At 50.7% G+C, this 13,786-nt stretch carries 15 protein-coding genes and 1 pseudogene; 8 read left to right on the top strand and 8 right to left on the bottom strand.

Translation table 11 applies throughout. The features are described 5' to 3' along the window. On the top strand, positions 1 to 79 hold a 79-nt coding region (locus ACJHX7_RS09785), incomplete at its 5' end, for an IS3 family transposase (RefSeq protein WP_322967685.1). A gap of 70 nt (positions 80 to 149) precedes the next feature. Here ACJHX7_RS09785 and ACJHX7_RS09790 read toward each other — a convergent pair. Next, positions 150 to 512: a hypothetical protein gene (locus ACJHX7_RS09790; protein ID WP_001001644.1), complete on the bottom strand. Its 363-nt coding sequence runs from the start codon at positions 510 to 512 to the stop codon at positions 150 to 152. Between the two features lie 365 nt (positions 513 to 877). Here ACJHX7_RS09790 and ACJHX7_RS09795 point away from each other — a divergent pair, with 365 nt between their 5' ends. Genes ACJHX7_RS09795 through ACJHX7_RS09805 form a run of 3 tightly spaced genes read left to right on the top strand, consistent with a single transcriptional unit; the run spans position 878 to position 2,570 of the window. Continuing rightward, positions 878 to 1,894 carry a YadA family autotransporter adhesin gene (locus tag ACJHX7_RS09795; protein ID WP_000859802.1) on the top strand — a complete coding sequence of 339 codons (1,017 nt, stop codon included), beginning with the start codon at positions 878 to 880 and terminating at the stop codon, positions 1,892 to 1,894. 53 nt (positions 1,895 to 1,947) lie between these two features. Next, positions 1,948 to 2,370 (top strand): lipoprotein, encoded by a 423-nt coding sequence (locus ACJHX7_RS09800; protein WP_001301626.1) that lies wholly within the window; start codon positions 1,948 to 1,950, stop codon positions 2,368 to 2,370. Continuing rightward, complete coding sequence (locus tag ACJHX7_RS09805) at positions 2,367 to 2,570, top strand: hypothetical protein (protein ID WP_000664216.1); 204 nt, start codon at positions 2,367 to 2,369, stop codon at positions 2,568 to 2,570. The genes ACJHX7_RS09800 and ACJHX7_RS09805 overlap by 4 nt, the downstream gene beginning before the upstream one ends. A 3-nt stretch (positions 2,571 to 2,573) precedes the next feature. On the opposite strand, the gene cueR is transcribed toward ACJHX7_RS09805, so the two are convergent. The 4 genes and pseudogenes from cueR to glsA form a co-directional block, all read right to left on the bottom strand. After that, entirely contained in the window at positions 2,574 to 2,981 is a 408-nt protein-coding gene (gene cueR / locus ACJHX7_RS09810; RefSeq protein WP_001026752.1) for a Cu(I)-responsive transcriptional regulator, read from the bottom strand. Further along, a pseudogene (locus tag ACJHX7_RS09815) lies at positions 2,978 to 3,075 on the bottom strand (hypothetical protein); the annotation flags it as partial. The gene cueR and the pseudogene ACJHX7_RS09815, both read right to left, overlap by 4 nt. 30 nt (positions 3,076 to 3,105) lie before the next feature. Further along, positions 3,106 to 4,398 (bottom strand): APC family permease, encoded by a 1,293-nt coding sequence (locus ACJHX7_RS09820; protein ID WP_000982170.1) that lies wholly within the window; start codon positions 4,396 to 4,398, stop codon positions 3,106 to 3,108. 2 nt (positions 4,399 to 4,400) lie between these two features. Next, complete coding sequence (glsA, locus tag ACJHX7_RS09825; protein WP_094029723.1) at positions 4,401 to 5,333, bottom strand: glutaminase A; 933 nt, start codon at positions 5,331 to 5,333, stop codon at positions 4,401 to 4,403. Positions 5,334 to 5,595: 262 nt separating this feature from the next. Here glsA and copA point away from each other — a divergent pair, with 262 nt between their 5' ends. Beyond that, entirely contained in the window at positions 5,596 to 8,100 is a 2,505-nt protein-coding gene (gene copA, locus ACJHX7_RS09830; protein WP_094029724.1) for a copper-exporting P-type ATPase CopA, read from the top strand. A gap of 57 nt (positions 8,101 to 8,157) precedes the next feature. Here copA and ACJHX7_RS09835 read toward each other — a convergent pair whose 3' ends face one another. Both ACJHX7_RS09835 and ACJHX7_RS09840 read right to left on the bottom strand, forming a co-directional pair. Further along, the gene (locus tag ACJHX7_RS09835; RefSeq protein WP_000806442.1) at positions 8,158 to 8,499 is read right to left on the bottom strand and encodes a HigA family addiction module antitoxin; all 342 of its coding nucleotides are present in this window, start codon (positions 8,497 to 8,499) and stop codon (positions 8,158 to 8,160) included. Positions 8,500 to 8,534: 35 nt separating this feature from the next. Beyond that, positions 8,535 to 8,837, bottom strand: a complete 303-nt coding sequence (locus ACJHX7_RS09840; RefSeq protein ID WP_000057541.1) for a type II toxin-antitoxin system RelE/ParE family toxin — start codon at positions 8,835 to 8,837, stop codon at positions 8,535 to 8,537. A 132-nt stretch (positions 8,838 to 8,969) separates the two neighbouring features. Between ACJHX7_RS09840 and ACJHX7_RS09845 the strand changes: the two genes are divergently transcribed. Together ACJHX7_RS09845 and ybaK are read left to right on the top strand one after the other, a co-directional pair. Then, on the top strand, positions 8,970 to 9,764 hold the full coding sequence (locus ACJHX7_RS09845; RefSeq protein ID WP_000365164.1) for a TraB/GumN family protein: 795 nt from the start codon (positions 8,970 to 8,972) through the stop codon (positions 9,762 to 9,764). 203 nt (positions 9,765 to 9,967) lie between these two features. Continuing rightward, entirely contained in the window at positions 9,968 to 10,447 is a 480-nt protein-coding gene (ybaK, locus tag ACJHX7_RS09850; protein ID WP_000186627.1) for a Cys-tRNA(Pro)/Cys-tRNA(Cys) deacylase YbaK, read from the top strand. 36 nt (positions 10,448 to 10,483) lie between these two features. Here the strand turns inward: ybaK and ushA are convergent, their stop codons facing one another. Then, complete coding sequence (ushA, locus tag ACJHX7_RS09855) at positions 10,484 to 12,136, bottom strand: bifunctional UDP-sugar hydrolase/5'-nucleotidase (RefSeq protein ID WP_000771727.1); 1,653 nt, start codon at positions 12,134 to 12,136, stop codon at positions 10,484 to 10,486. A gap of 217 nt (positions 12,137 to 12,353) precedes the next feature. Here ushA and fsr point away from each other — a divergent pair, with 217 nt between their 5' ends. After that, a complete protein-coding gene (fsr, locus tag ACJHX7_RS09860; RefSeq protein ID WP_001251634.1) occupies positions 12,354 to 13,574 on the top strand; it encodes a fosmidomycin MFS transporter in 1,221 nt (406 codons plus the stop codon). Positions 13,575 to 13,786 lie beyond the last annotated feature (212 nt).

The raw sequence follows: 13,786 nt of genomic DNA on the forward strand, positions 1-13,786 counted from the left end.
GAATCAAAAAAGAATAAAACTCAGTCTTGGGGGACTCAGCCCGGTAGAATACCGGACTGAGTATCAAAAAGCCGGTTAACTGAAACTGTCCAGGTTTTGGGGTTCAGTTCATTGCGCCGCATCCGGCATATAGCCGAGTAGAGGCAAAATTACTCTTCCCGGCCTTTACCCATACTTTTTTGGTCTTCATCCGGATAGTGTTTTTTTAGATATTCCAGGACGTTTTTATTGACCTTGTGTTGGGTATACACCCACCCTTTCCAGTAATCAGGTTGGTCCAGGTAAACTTCTGGCGGAATGGTGAAATCAGAAAGCGTTAACCATTCGGCTAACAGATCGGGGTTTCGTTTCTGGATCAACTGCAACAGCATGATCAGCGACATGGCAGAGGCAGGAGCCGTACTATCGCCGCTTAAATACTTCCACACTGTTGACCGGTTCGAACGAAAAAGGATCGGTAGCAATGCCCGGTCCAGATTCATTTCATTAAAAATCTTCTCAAATTCATTCATTTAAATTTCCTGCCTGGCGTAAACCTCTTAAAAATTGAGATTTATCAAAGAAACGCATTTTAGCACACATCAGGAACCGCTTCACGTTTAGTCCAGAAACAGAATTTATTTCGCTTATCAAAACAAGTCTTTACTCTTTTTTACATTGAAAGAGCACGAAATAATTTCATTTTTTATTTATATAAGAAACTATTTTTGTTTCTTATTGGTGGTGTTTACGCTTACACAAGACAAAAATGCGCTTTACATCACACAAATGGCGGCGTAGATTTCGATCAAATTGCAACGCAATTTATTTCTTAAAACAATATTATTTGTTTCTTATAGAAACATTAATGCGACTTATTTTGAACAAGAGAAAATGAATGAAAACTGTAAACGTAGCTTTACTGGCACTCATAATTTCAGCAATATCCAGCCCTGTTGTTTTAGCTGGTGATACCATTGAAGCGGCGGCAACAGAGCTTTCAGCCATTAACTCTGGCATGTCGCAATCGGAGATTGAGCAGAAGATTACCCGCTTTTTAGAACGCACAGACAACAGCCCCGCTGCGTATACCTATTTGACTGAACATCACTACATCCCTTCTGAAACACCTGATACCACTCAGACTCCCCCTGTCCAGACAGATCCTGACGCAGGACAAAAAACCGTTGCCGCTACAGGTGATGTACAGACAACCGCCCGTTATCAGAGCATGATCAACGCCCGACAGTCTGCGGTAACTGATGCCCAGCAAACGCAAATTACAGAGCAACAGGCGCAGATCGTAGCCACACAAAAAACGCTCGCCGCGACTGGAGATACGCAAAATACCGCGCATTATCAGGAGATGATTAATGCCAGGCTGGCGGCTCAAAATGAGGCTAATCAGCGCACTACCACGGAACAAGGGCAGAAAATGAATGCACTGACAACCGATGTGGCAGCACAACAGCAAAAAGAAAGGGCTCAATACGATAAACAAATGCAAAGTCTGGCGCAGAAGTCTGTCCAGGCACATGAACAAATTGACAGCCTGTCACAAGACGTAACCCAAACGCAGCAACAGTTAACCAACACGCAAAAACGGGTCGCAGATAACAGCCAACAAATTAACACGCTCAATAACCATTTCGATTCTCTGAAAAACGAAGTTGAGGACAATCGTAAAGAAGCCAATGCGGGAACTGCATCTGCCATCGCTATCGCCTCACAACCACAGGTGAAAACCGGTGACGTGATGATGGTGTCAGCGGGAGCGGGAACGTTCAACGGTGAATCTGCGGTGTCTGTAGGAACATCTTTTAATGCCGGAACGCATACGGTACTTAAAGCAGGTATTTCTGCGGATACACAATCTGATTTCGGTGCGGGTGTCGGCGTGGGATATTCGTTCTAATTTTAACAGCAATTTCTTATTCGCAATTTTCCGCACATTATTTAAGGTAAACAATGATGAATAGCTCCATTAAATCGTTTTCCCTGCTGGCGGTTATATTACTGGCTGGCTGTAGTTCACCCACTTCCCGCATCGCAGATTGCCAGGCGCAGGGCGTCAGCCATGATACCTGTTACCTCGCAGAACAGCAGCGTCAGGCGGCTATTTTAAGTGCATCCGAAGCGCAGGCATTTAAAAATGCAGAAGCCGCACAACACGCCCAGGCGGCAAAGAAAGCCATTTATAAAGGATTTGGCATGACCTTTAGAATGAGCAGTAAAAACTTTGCTTATCTCAATGATTCATTATGTGCAATTGATGAAGACAATAAAGATGCCACTGTTTATCAGTCAGGTCTTTATAACGTCATTGTTTATCACCACACGGGAAAAGTCGCCTTAATGAAGGAAGGTCAGTTTGTGGGTTATTTAAAATGAAGGAGCAAAGGAAAATCCCCCTGACGCATATTATGATTATCGGTGCGTTTATTTTTGCCTTCTTGCAAGTGGTGTTATTAGCCTCCCTGGTTCACGCTGTGAATGTTAACAACGAAATCCAGGAAGGCTTATTTCAGTCGGGGCGCATTATGGTAGAAAGTTTGCAGCATATTCTTTCGGTGCAAACGGGGATTAACTGATTTTCACCCCGCCCGATGATGACAGCAGCCGGAGAGATTTTCGATAATCGGGCAGTCGGCGCTGTCATCGCCAGGGCAGGCATTCGCCAGCGCCAGTAGCTGGTTGCGCATGGATTGCAGTTCTTCGATATGCCGTTCGATCTCCGCCACCTTCTCCAGCGTACGACGTTTGACGTCGGCACTATGACGCTGCGGGTCGTTAAACAGGTTCACCAGCTCGCCGCTCTCTTCCAGGTTAAAGCCCACCTGGCGTGCCTGGCGCAGTAAGGTCAGTTCGTTGAGATGCTGCTGCGTGTAGGTTCGATAACCGTTTTCGCTGCGCATCGGCGGCGTCACCAGCCCCTTCTCTTCATAGAAGCGGATTGCTTTGCTGGTCAGGCCGGTAATTTTTGCTACATCGCTAATGTTCATCGTTCGCGCAACGCCTCCTGTGCTTTGTTAAAGGGTTTCAACAAATATTCAAGCACGTTTTTTTGCCAGTGCGAATATCGACCGCCACCACAATAATACAGGAAGTACTGCGCACAGAGAGATGTTATACGGTTTTATTGCGCTTCATGACCATTGCCACGATAAGGCTGAGTAAGATTGCACCAATAATCCATATCAACGCACGGCTGCCCTGGGACCACAGGCTGTAGATAAAGCCAACGATCACCAACAACATCACCAACGTACCAACGATAAGAATCGGCAACGAGGCGTGAATATCATGACGCAGGCGGATCGCCACCACAAACACCGCCAGATAGCAGATCAAAAAGGTGGCGCTGGCAACGCTGGCGAGTGAGCCTAAATTCAGCGCCGCCGTCATCAGCATAATCAGCACCACGACAATGATGTTGCCCCAGGTACTCTGCCGCCACAGGGATTTATTCATTAGCTTTGGCAGTTCGCGTTCGCTGCCCATGTTGTCCATGATGTTAAACACGGCGAACAGGTTCGCGTTTATGGCTGAAGCCGTCGCCAGTAAAGCGCCGATGACGACGATCACATAACCCACATGCCCGAGCAGCGGAGAAGCAGCCTGCGCTACGGCGGTATCGGCATATTTTTCTAACTCTAATGCCGATACATCGCTAAGCAAAACCAGCGCCAGCGAGATATAAAGCAACGTGGTAACGCCAATCGCCACCAGAAATGCCCGTGGCATAATGACCTGCGGATCTTTCACTTTATCCGCCGCGTTCGCCATCATGCCAAAGCCCGCATAGGCAAGGAAGGTTATCCCAATACAGGAGAAGAACGCACCGGAGCTGGGGGGCGCAGAGACGGAAATATGCGCCGGTTGCAGCGACCAGACACCTGCAATGATCAGCAATAACAGGATCATCATTTTAATGCCGACGAGGATCACTTCCAGCCGCCCTACCGCATGGTTGCTTAAGGAGTTGAAAAGCGTCATCACCGCAATGATCCCCAACGCGTAGAGCAATATAAGGTGCTCCTCCTGGCTGCCTTCATGCAAAAACTGCACGGCATAAGCGCCAAAAGCACGGGCGACCATGGCGATGCTTACCGCCAGCGTCAACAGGTACAGTAACGAGAGCGCCAGCGAAAAGACGCCGTTGCCTAATCCGCGACGAAAGAAGTCGATAATACCGCCATTGCTGGGATAGCTCGCCCCCAGGCGCGCATAGGCATAACCGGAAAACATCGCCACAATACCGCCAAATGCAAAGGCGACCCAGGTCGAGGCTTCCATTAGCAACGCAGCCTGCCCCAGCAGCGCGAAGATCCCCGCCCCCACCATTGCCCCAATGCCGATGGAAACGACGTTCCATAGACCGAGGGGTTTGTTACCGTTATTACCTTCCGTGTTCATCATGATCAGCCCTTAAACACGTTATAGCCGAGTTGCTTAGCGACCGATGCCACCATTTTTTGACCGCGAACACTGTTGCCTTCTTCGTCCAGCGGTGGTGAGAACGCGGCAATTCCCATCACGCCAGGGACGACCGCCAGAATACCGCCACCTACACCGCTTTTGCCCGGTAAACCAACGCGATACGCCCAGTCACCGGAGCGACCATACAGCCCTTCCATCATCATTTCGGCCAGAATGTACGGCACGTTGTCGGCCTGAAGAACGCGTTTATGCGTCAGCGGATTCACTCCCCCCGCCGCCAGCGTCGCGCCAAGCGTTGCCAGTTCAACAGTATTGATGAGCGTGGAGCACTGACGGGTGTACACGTCACAGGCTTCCATTGCATCACAATAGAGATATCCGGCGGAGTACAGCAGCCAGGCAATGGCCCGGTTATGGAAGTTGGTTGTTTGTTCCGACTGGTTGACTTCATCAGAGAGCGCTACCTGCTCACCAGCCAGTTGTTGTTGGATATGTAAAATTCGCTGCCAGCGTTGTTCGGCATTTTCAGCGTTAATCAGGCTGGTGGTGGCAATAGCGCCAGCATTTACCAGTGGCGACAGCGGTTTGCCGCCATGCAACTCTAAGGCGATAACTGAATTAAAGGGCAATCCGGTCGGGTCAGCGCCAACTTTGTCCTGTACCGCCTGCGGGCCGACATCTTCTAACGCAAGGGCTAACGTACAGACTTTCGAGATGGATTCCAGCGCAAAGCGGTAATCACTGTCACCCGCGCGATAGATGTTGCCATCGCAGGTCACAATAGCCACTGCTGCCAGTTGATCAGGGACATTCGCCAGACAGGGAATGTAGTCGGCATTTTGTCCGCCGTTAAGTGAGTGAAATTGGGTGTAAGCCTGATCCACTGCCTGCTGTAATTTGTTTGCATCTAACATCTTTTGTTAACTCCTTTTTATAGATGCGGGAGGTAATTCCTCACCCCGGTGCCGATTTTCAGGCATCCTGATTTAACTTAGCACCCGCAACTTAACTACAGGAAAACAAAGAGATAAATGTCTAATCCTGATGCAAATCGAGCCGATTTTTTAATCTTTACGGACTTTTACCCGCCTGGTTTATTAATTTCTTGACCTTCCCCTTGCTGGAAGGTTTAACCTTTATCACAGCCAGTCAAAACTGTCTTAAAAGGAGTGTTTTATGCCACAAACTATCGACCTGACCCTGGGCGGCCTGTCCTGCGGTCACTGCGTTAAACGCGTGAAAGAAAGTCTCGAACAGCGCCCGGATGTTGAGCAGGCGGATGTGTCTGTCACTGAAGCGCACGTTACCGGGACTGCCAGTGCAGAACAGCTGATCGAAACCATCAAACAAGCGGGTTATGACGCATCTGTAAGCCACCCAAAGGCTAAACCGCTGGCGGAGTCATCAATCCCGTCGGAAGCACTGACAGCGGTTTCTGAGGCGCTTCCGGCAGCGACCGCCGATGACGATGACAGCCAGCAGTTGCTGCTGAGCGGCATGAGCTGCGCCAGCTGTGTCACCCGCGTACAAAATGCGCTGCAAAGCGTACCGGGCGTCACTCAGGCACGGGTAAACCTGGCGGAGCGTACTGCGCTGGTGATGGGCAGTGCCTCCCCACAAGATTTAGTGCAGGCGGTGGAAAAAGCGGGCTACGGCGCGGAAGCGATTGAAGATGACGCTAAACGCCGCGAGCGCCAGCAAGAAACCGCCGTCGCTACGATGAAGCGCTTCCGCTGGCAGGCGATTGTCGCACTGGCGGTGGGTATCCCGGTGATGGTCTGGGGGATGATCGGCGATAACATGATGGTCACCGCCGACAACCGCAGCCTGTGGTTGGTTATCGGCCTGATAACCCTGGCGGTAATGGTTTTCGCCGGCGGGCATTTTTACCGCAGCGCATGGAAAAGCCTGCTGAACGGTGCAGCGACGATGGATACGCTGGTGGCGCTGGGTACTGGTGTGGCGTGGCTCTATTCGATGAGCGTCAACCTGTGGCCGCAGTGGTTCCCGATGGAAGCGCGACATCTTTATTACGAAGCCAGCGCGATGATTATCGGTCTGATCAATCTCGGCCATATGCTGGAAGCGCGCGCGCGTCAGCGTTCTTCTAAGGCGCTGGAGAAATTACTCGATTTAACCCCACCGACGGCGCGCCTGGTCACCGACGAAGGTGAAAAAAACGTGCCGCTGGCAGATGTTCAGCCAGGTATGTTATTGCGCCTGACGACCGGCGACCGTGTGCCGGTAGATGGTGAGATTACCCAAGGCGAAGCGTGGCTGGATGAAGCGATGCTGACGGGCGAACCTATCCCGCAGCAAAAAGGCGAAGGCGATAGCGTCCATGCCGGGACAGTGGTGCAGGACGGTAGCGTGCTGTTTCGCGCCAGTGCGGTTGGCAGCCATACCACGCTATCAAGGATTATTCGTATGGTGCGCCAGGCCCAGAGCAGCAAGCCAGAAATCGGTCAGCTGGCGGATAAAATCTCAGCCGTATTTGTGCCGGTAGTAGTGGTTATTGCGCTTGTCAGTGCGGCAATCTGGTATTTCTTTGGTCCGGCACCGCAGATTGTCTATACCCTGGTGATTGCCACCACGGTGCTGATTATTGCCTGTCCGTGTGCGCTGGGGCTGGCGACGCCGATGTCGATTATTTCCGGCGTCGGGCGGGCGGCTGAGTTTGGCGTGCTGGTGCGGGACGCTGACGCGCTGCAACGCGCCAGTACACTCGATACCGTCGTGTTCGATAAAACCGGGACGCTGACCGAAGGGAAGCCGCAGGTTGTCGCAGTGAAAACGTTTGCTGATGTTGATGAAGCGCAGGCATTGCGTCTGGCGGCGGCACTGGAGCAAGGTTCCAGCCATCCGCTGGCACGAGCGATCCTCGATAAAGCAGGCGATATGCAGCTGCCGCAGGTCAACGGTTTCCGCACATTGCGCGGGCTGGGCGTGAGCGGTGAAGCTGAAGGTCATGCGTTATTGCTGGGCAATCAGGCGCTGTTAAATGACCAGCAAGTTGATACTAAAGCGATTGAAGCAGATATTTCAGCTCAGGCATCGCAAGGGGCAACGCCTGTGCTGCTGGCGGTTGACGGGAAAGCGGTAGCCCTGCTGGCTGTACGCGATCCGTTGCGTAGTGATAGCGTGGCGGCGCTGCAACGCCTGCATATAGCGGGATATCGTCTGGTGATGTTGACCGGGGATAACCCAACCACCGCCAATGCGATCGCCAAAGAAGCAGGGATTGATGAGGTGATAGCTGGGGTGCTGCCGGACGGTAAAGCCGAAGCGATCAAACGTCTGCAAAGTGAAGGACGTCAGGTGGCAATGGTGGGCGACGGCATTAACGACGCGCCAGCGCTGGCTCAGGCGGATGTCGGCATTGCGATGGGTGGCGGCAGTGATGTTGCCATTGAAACCGCGGCGATTACCCTGATGCGCCATAGCCTGATGGGCGTTGCGGATGCGCTCGCGATTTCCCGCGCAACGCTGCGCAATATGAAGCAGAACCTGCTCGGCGCGTTTATCTACAACAGTATCGGTATTCCGGTCGCCGCCGGTATTTTGTGGCCGTTCACCGGTACGCTGCTTAACCCGGTGGTTGCCGGAGCGGCAATGGCGCTCTCGTCGATTACCGTAGTGAGTAACGCCAACCGATTGCTGCGATTTAAACCGAAGGAATAAGTACATCATTACGGATGCACTGCTTTAGGGTGGCGCATCCGTTATAGGGAAATTATTCTACGCGACCTTTTTTGCACGCTCTTCACGGCGTGCCAAATATTCAGCCACTGTTTCAATCCGTCCCAATTCTTCCTGGGTACGCATGTTGTTTTCAACTTCCCAAAGATCAACTGCCGCCTGGAGGTTTAGCCAAAAATCGACTGTGGTATCAAAAACTTTCGCCAGACGGAATGCCATTTCAGTGGTGAGTTTACGATTATTATTGATCAGTGCACTGACGCTATTACGATGAACATGCAGTAACTCTGCTAACTCATTGATTTTCAAATCGAGCGGTTCCAGATATTCATAGAGAAGAATATCTCCGGGTGTCGTCGGTTTTCTTGTTGCCTGTTTCATGGTTTTACCTTTCTCGTCAATACGACAGCTATGTTTTAGTAGTTGTGTGGGTCTAAAAACAATTCTTCGGCCTTGCCATTAACCCATTTAAATATCAGTCGGTACTGTTTATTCACTCTAATGGAGGAATATTCCTGTAATTTCCCGGACAACTCTTCGTATCGGTTCCCCGGAGGGGAGCGTAAATCCCGATGAGAAGTGGCAGCATTAATGATGTCCAACTTTCGTGATAACGTGGTATGGATTTCAGCAGGGATCTTTCGATGTGGCGTTGAATGGACAAAAAAATCAGCCAGCCAGGCATCACGAAAACTCCTTATATTATTCTTTTGAGCCATTCCATTCTCATCTCCTTGTCCATTGTTTAATTATTGTAATGCACACAAGCACTGTGCACAAGTGCGACAATCAACTCCATTTGCGCCATCCCTCCCCGCGCGCTAGCATGATATTTCACAAAGGGAGGTCGTATGGATCTGTTGTATCGGGTAAAAACGCTTTGGGCCGCGCTGCGCGGTAATCATTACACCTGGCCTGCTATCGATATCTCTCTTCCCGGCAATCGCCATTTTCATCTGCTCGGCAGTATTCATATGGGTAGCCACGATATGGCTCCCCTGCCCACCCGTTTGCTCAAAAAGCTCAAAAACGCCGATGCGCTGATCGTCGAGGCGGATGTTTCCACCAGCGATACGCCTTTTGCTAATTTGCCTGCCTGCGAGGCGCTGGAAGAGCGCATTAGCGAGGAGCAATTACAAAACCTGCAGCACATTAGCCAGGAGATGGGCATTTCTACCTCACTCTTTTCTACCCAACCGCTGTGGCAAATCGCGATGGTTCTTCAGGCGACGCAGGCACAAAAACTGGGGCTGCGGGCAGAATACGGTATCGATTACCAGCTATTGCAGGCGGCGAAGCAACAACATAAACCCGTGATTGAACTGGAAGGGGCAGAAAACCAGATTGCCATGTTGCTCCAGCTCCCTGACAACGGACTGGCGCTGCTGGACGATACGCTGACCCACTGGCACACCAATGCACGGTTGCTGCAACAAATGATGAGCTGGTGGCTGAATGCGCCGCCGCAAAATAATGAAATAACGCTGCCTAATACGTTCAGTCAGTCGCTGTACGATGTGCTGATGCATCAGCGAAATCTCGCCTGGCGGGACAAATTATGCGCCATGCCGCCGGGGCGCTATGTGGTCGCAGTCGGTGCACTACACCTGTATGGAGAAGGGAATTTGCCGCAGATGTTGCGCTAAAAAAATGGCCAATATCGCTATTGGCCCGTCAAAGAGGAATTTCATATTTTTATTATTATGCCGTCACTTTAAGCGACGGTGTAACTCGATTGTCGCTCAATCTCACCATCCTGCCAATACTCTTAGGCAAGATGACTCTTTTTTTTGGACCGCCATCAGGCGTATGCTTGCTTCGTTTTTTTGTTTAAGGCAGGAAAATTACCATGACACCCGCAGTTAAATTACTCGAAAAAAACAAGATTTCGTTTCAAATCCATACCTACGAGCACGATCCGGCTGAAACCAATTTTGGCGATGAAGTCGTCAAAAAATTAGGTTTGAATCCGGATCAGGTCTACAAAACGCTGCTGGTGGCAGTGAACGGTGATATGAAACACCTTGCCGTGGCCGTTACGCCGGTTGCAGGTCAACTGGATCTTAAAAAAGTAGCAAAAGCGCTGGGTGCCAAGAAAGTTGAGATGGCCGATCCGATGGCCGCGCAGCGTTCAACGGGATACCTGGTTGGGGGGATTAGCCCACTGGGGCAGAAAAAACGTCTGCCAACGATTATCGACGCCCCCGCACAAGAATTTGCCACTATTTATGTTTCCGGCGGCAAGCGCGGACTGGATATCGAACTGGCGGCAGGCGATCTGGCAAAGATCCTCGATGCCAAATTTGCTGATATCGCCCGCCGCGATTAAGCATTGTGCCGGATGCAAATATCCGGCACTTTCGGATTACTGCCAGCTCACCTCACCTTTCGGTTCATAAACACTCACATCCAGCGGCGAGCTTTTCTGGATATACGCTTTCAGCACTTCGGCATCAATAAAGCCGGTATTCACATAGCCCGGTTTGTTATCAAGGCGCGGATAGCCATCACCGCCAGTGGCATTGAAGTTTAATGTCGCCATACGATAAGTTTTCGCCGGATCGACCGGTTCGCCTTTGATTTTAAGGTCGTCCAGTTTGCCGCCTTTCGCCACAAAGCTAACGTTAGCAAATTGCGGGTAGGCACCTGAATCTGGCTTCATCTGCGCGACGGCGGTCAGGTAATCAATCACCTCTTTCCCGGTCATGTCGGCATACACCACCACATTGCCGAATGGCTGCACTTTCAGCACGTTTTTATAGCTGATATCGCCTGCTTCGATAGAATCACGAATTCCGCCTCCACTCATCACCGCAAAGTCAGCACCAGTGCGATCCATTTGGGCTGCCAGAATCAACCGCCCCATATTGGTCTGTACAAAACGCACTTTGTCACGATCGCCTTCCAGACGACCATTGGTTTCGCCTATTTTCACTTCCAGCTGCGCTTTGCCTTTGTTCTGGAACGGTGATAACAGCGAGATCATTTGCTGGTTTTCAGCGATTTCAGGAGTGTAAAGCACGCGCTCGCTTTTCCCGTCTTCCCAGGTCACTTTCTTCTTCAGGTTCACCGGAATCAGCTGGTAGTTAACCATTTTCATTTCGCCATTACGAAACTCAAAATCAGCCCGTCCCACGTATTTGCCCCACTCATGCGCCTGCACAATCCAGATGCCGTTTTGTTGATCCGGTTTGCATGGCGTACCCGGCACGTAATCGACCTGTTTTTTGTTTTCTGCCGCCATGCAGACCGGATCTTGCGAGTGACCACCGACGATCATCGCCAGTGATCCGGCAGGCAGCGCGCGCGCCATCTCCACATCGCCCGGTGCGTTAGAGCCGTGCTCACCATTGTCGTAATGCCCCATATGGGTCGCCGCGATAATAATGTCTGGCTTTTCTGTCTGTTGCAGCTCCTGAATCACCAGCTTCGCTTCATCGGCGGGCTTACGGAACTCAATATCGGTGAAGTTTTCTGGGTTGCCTAACTTCGCTGTATCATCCGTCGTCAGGCCAATAACGGCAATTTTCAGATCCTGACGCTTAAACAGCGCCCATGGTTTAAACAGGCGCTCGCCGGTACTTTTCTGGTAGATATTGGCAGAAAGTAACGGGAACTTTGCCCACTTTTCCTGCTGGCGTAATACGGTGAGCGGGTTATCAAATTCATGATTACCGATTGCCATCGCATCGTAGCCCACCAGATTCATGCCGCGAAAATCAGGTTCGGCATCCTGTAAGTCAGACTCGGGCACGCCAGTGTTAATGTCGCCACCGGAAAGTAGCAGCACGCTACCGCCTTCAGCCGCAACCTCTTTGCGGATACCATCCACCAGCGTTTTTTGCGCCGCCAGACCATATTCGCCATATTCATTGCGCCAAAAATGCCCATGATGATCATTGGTATGCAGAACTGTAATTTTGTAGGTTTTATCCTGCTCATACGCCAGAGCAGCTTCACTCGCCAGTGTAAATGTGGTTAACAGTGCTAACGCCACGCCCCGCTGCAATAATTTCATACTTCTCTCCCTGACCTGATTTCAACGTGTTGAAAAATAGTATGACGCGACATCATAGACAAGTCTGCGTCCGGTGAAGATAAATCTGCATCCAGATTAGAAATTCTGTATTCGGCGTTGAGACTTCCTTCAGGCGACGCATACAGGTATGTTAGTCGGGTAATAATCACAAATAAGATCATTCTTTACATCGCAACCCTGAAAAAGTGACTTTCCTATGGCAATGAGTGAACAAACCCAGCCTGTGGCGGGCGCGGCTGCGTCAACGACCAAGGCCCGAACATCGTTTGGTATTTTAGGTGCTATCAGCCTCTCACATCTGCTGAACGACATGATCCAATCGCTGATTCTGGCGATTTATCCGCTGCTTCAGTCCGAATTTTCTCTGACATTTATGCAGATTGGCATGATAACCCTCACCTTCCAGCTCGCCTCTTCGCTACTGCAACCAGTGGTCGGTTACTGGACCGATAAATATCCGATGCCGTGGTCGTTGCCAATTGGCATGTGCTTTACCTTAAGTGGTCTGGTGCTGCTTGCGCTGGCGGGCAGTTTTGGCGCAGTTCTGCTGGCGGCGGCGCTGGTCGGTACCGGTTCATCGGTCTTTCATCCGGAATCTTCTCGCGTGGCCCGTATGGCTTCCGGCGGGCGGCATGGCCTGGCGCAATCTATCTTTCAGGTCGGCGGCAACTTTGGCAGTTCCCTGGGCCCCTTGCTGGCGGCGGTGATTATCGCGCCTTATGGTAAAGGCAACGTTGCCTGGTTTGTGCTTGCGGCACTGCTGGCGATCGTGGTGTTGGCGCAAATCAGCCGTTGGTACTCGGCCCAGCACCGAATGAATAAAGGAAAACCCAAAGCGACGATTATCAATCCACTACCGCGCAATAAAGTTGTTCTGGCGGTCAGCATTCTGTTAATCCTCATTTTCTCGAAATATTTCTATATGGCGAGCATCAGCAGCTATTACACCTTTTATCTGATGCAAAAATTCGGATTATCTATCCAGAATGCTCAGCTTCATTTGTTTGCCTTCCTGTTTGCCGTTGCGGCAGGTACGGTGATCGGCGGGCCTGTAGGGGATAAAATTGGACGGAAATATGTGATTTGGGGCTCTATCCTCGGCGTTGCGCCGTTTACGCTGATTTTACCCTACGCCAGCCTGCACTGGACGGGGGTTTTAACGGTGATTATTGGATTTATCCTCGCTTCGGCATTCTCTGCCATTCTGGTCTACGCTCAGGAGCTGCTTCCGGGACGTATCGGTATGGTTTCTGGACTCTTTTTCGGTTTTGCTTTCGGCATGGGAGGTCTGGGAGCGGCAGTTCTGGGGCTTATCGCCGACCACACCAGCATCGAGTTAGTCTATAAAATCTGTGCTTTCCTGCCACTATTGGGGATGTTGACCATATTCCTGCCTGATAACCGGCATAAAGACTGATTTCATTGCAGCCAAAGGCAAACTTTGGCTGCATCGTTTTACAGTCGCCATAAGCCTTTCCTCTGTTAAACCGCCTTCTGTTTTCCGATCCGTGCTTTTTTTGCAGCTAATTCCATTTTTCTGCAAAATTCAACAATTATTCATAAACATCATCAATGAAATTGTCATAAACTATTACCTGTAATTTTGGTTTTCCCGGCCAAAAATGGACA

Source organism: Escherichia sp. WS1451 (assembly GCF_046487365.1).
Classification (GTDB): domain Bacteria; phylum Pseudomonadota; class Gammaproteobacteria; order Enterobacterales; family Enterobacteriaceae; genus Escherichia; species Escherichia coli.

Bases quoted from the DNA above. Each gene is read 5' to 3' on its own strand.
- ACJHX7_RS09790 (WP_001001644.1), bottom strand. From the start codon at position 512: ATGAATGAATTTGAGAAGATTTTTAATGAAATGAATCTGGACCGGGCA.
- ACJHX7_RS09795 (WP_000859802.1), top strand. From the start codon at position 878: ATGAAAACTGTAAACGTAGCTTTACTGGCACTCATAATTTCAGCAATA.
- ACJHX7_RS09800 (WP_001301626.1), top strand. From the start codon at position 1,948: ATGATGAATAGCTCCATTAAATCGTTTTCCCTGCTGGCGGTTATATTA.
- ACJHX7_RS09805 (WP_000664216.1), top strand. From the start codon at position 2,367: ATGAAGGAGCAAAGGAAAATCCCCCTGACGCATATTATGATTATCGGT.
- cueR (WP_001026752.1), bottom strand. From the start codon at position 2,981: ATGAACATTAGCGATGTAGCAAAAATTACCGGCCTGACCAGCAAAGCA.
- ACJHX7_RS09820 (WP_000982170.1), bottom strand. From the start codon at position 4,398: ATGATGAACACGGAAGGTAATAACGGTAACAAACCCCTCGGTCTATGG.
- glsA (WP_094029723.1), bottom strand. From the start codon at position 5,333: ATGTTAGATGCAAACAAATTACAGCAGGCAGTGGATCAGGCTTACACC.
- copA (WP_094029724.1), top strand. From the start codon at position 5,596: ATGCCACAAACTATCGACCTGACCCTGGGCGGCCTGTCCTGCGGTCAC.
- ACJHX7_RS09835 (WP_000806442.1), bottom strand. From the start codon at position 8,499: ATGAAACAGGCAACAAGAAAACCGACGACACCCGGAGATATTCTTCTC.
- ACJHX7_RS09840 (WP_000057541.1), bottom strand. From the start codon at position 8,837: ATGGCTCAAAAGAATAATATAAGGAGTTTTCGTGATGCCTGGCTGGCT.
- ACJHX7_RS09845 (WP_000365164.1), top strand. From the start codon at position 8,970: ATGGATCTGTTGTATCGGGTAAAAACGCTTTGGGCCGCGCTGCGCGGT.
- ybaK (WP_000186627.1), top strand. From the start codon at position 9,968: ATGACACCCGCAGTTAAATTACTCGAAAAAAACAAGATTTCGTTTCAA.
- ushA (WP_000771727.1), bottom strand. From the start codon at position 12,136: ATGAAATTATTGCAGCGGGGCGTGGCGTTAGCACTGTTAACCACATTT.
- fsr (WP_001251634.1), top strand. From the start codon at position 12,354: ATGGCAATGAGTGAACAAACCCAGCCTGTGGCGGGCGCGGCTGCGTCA.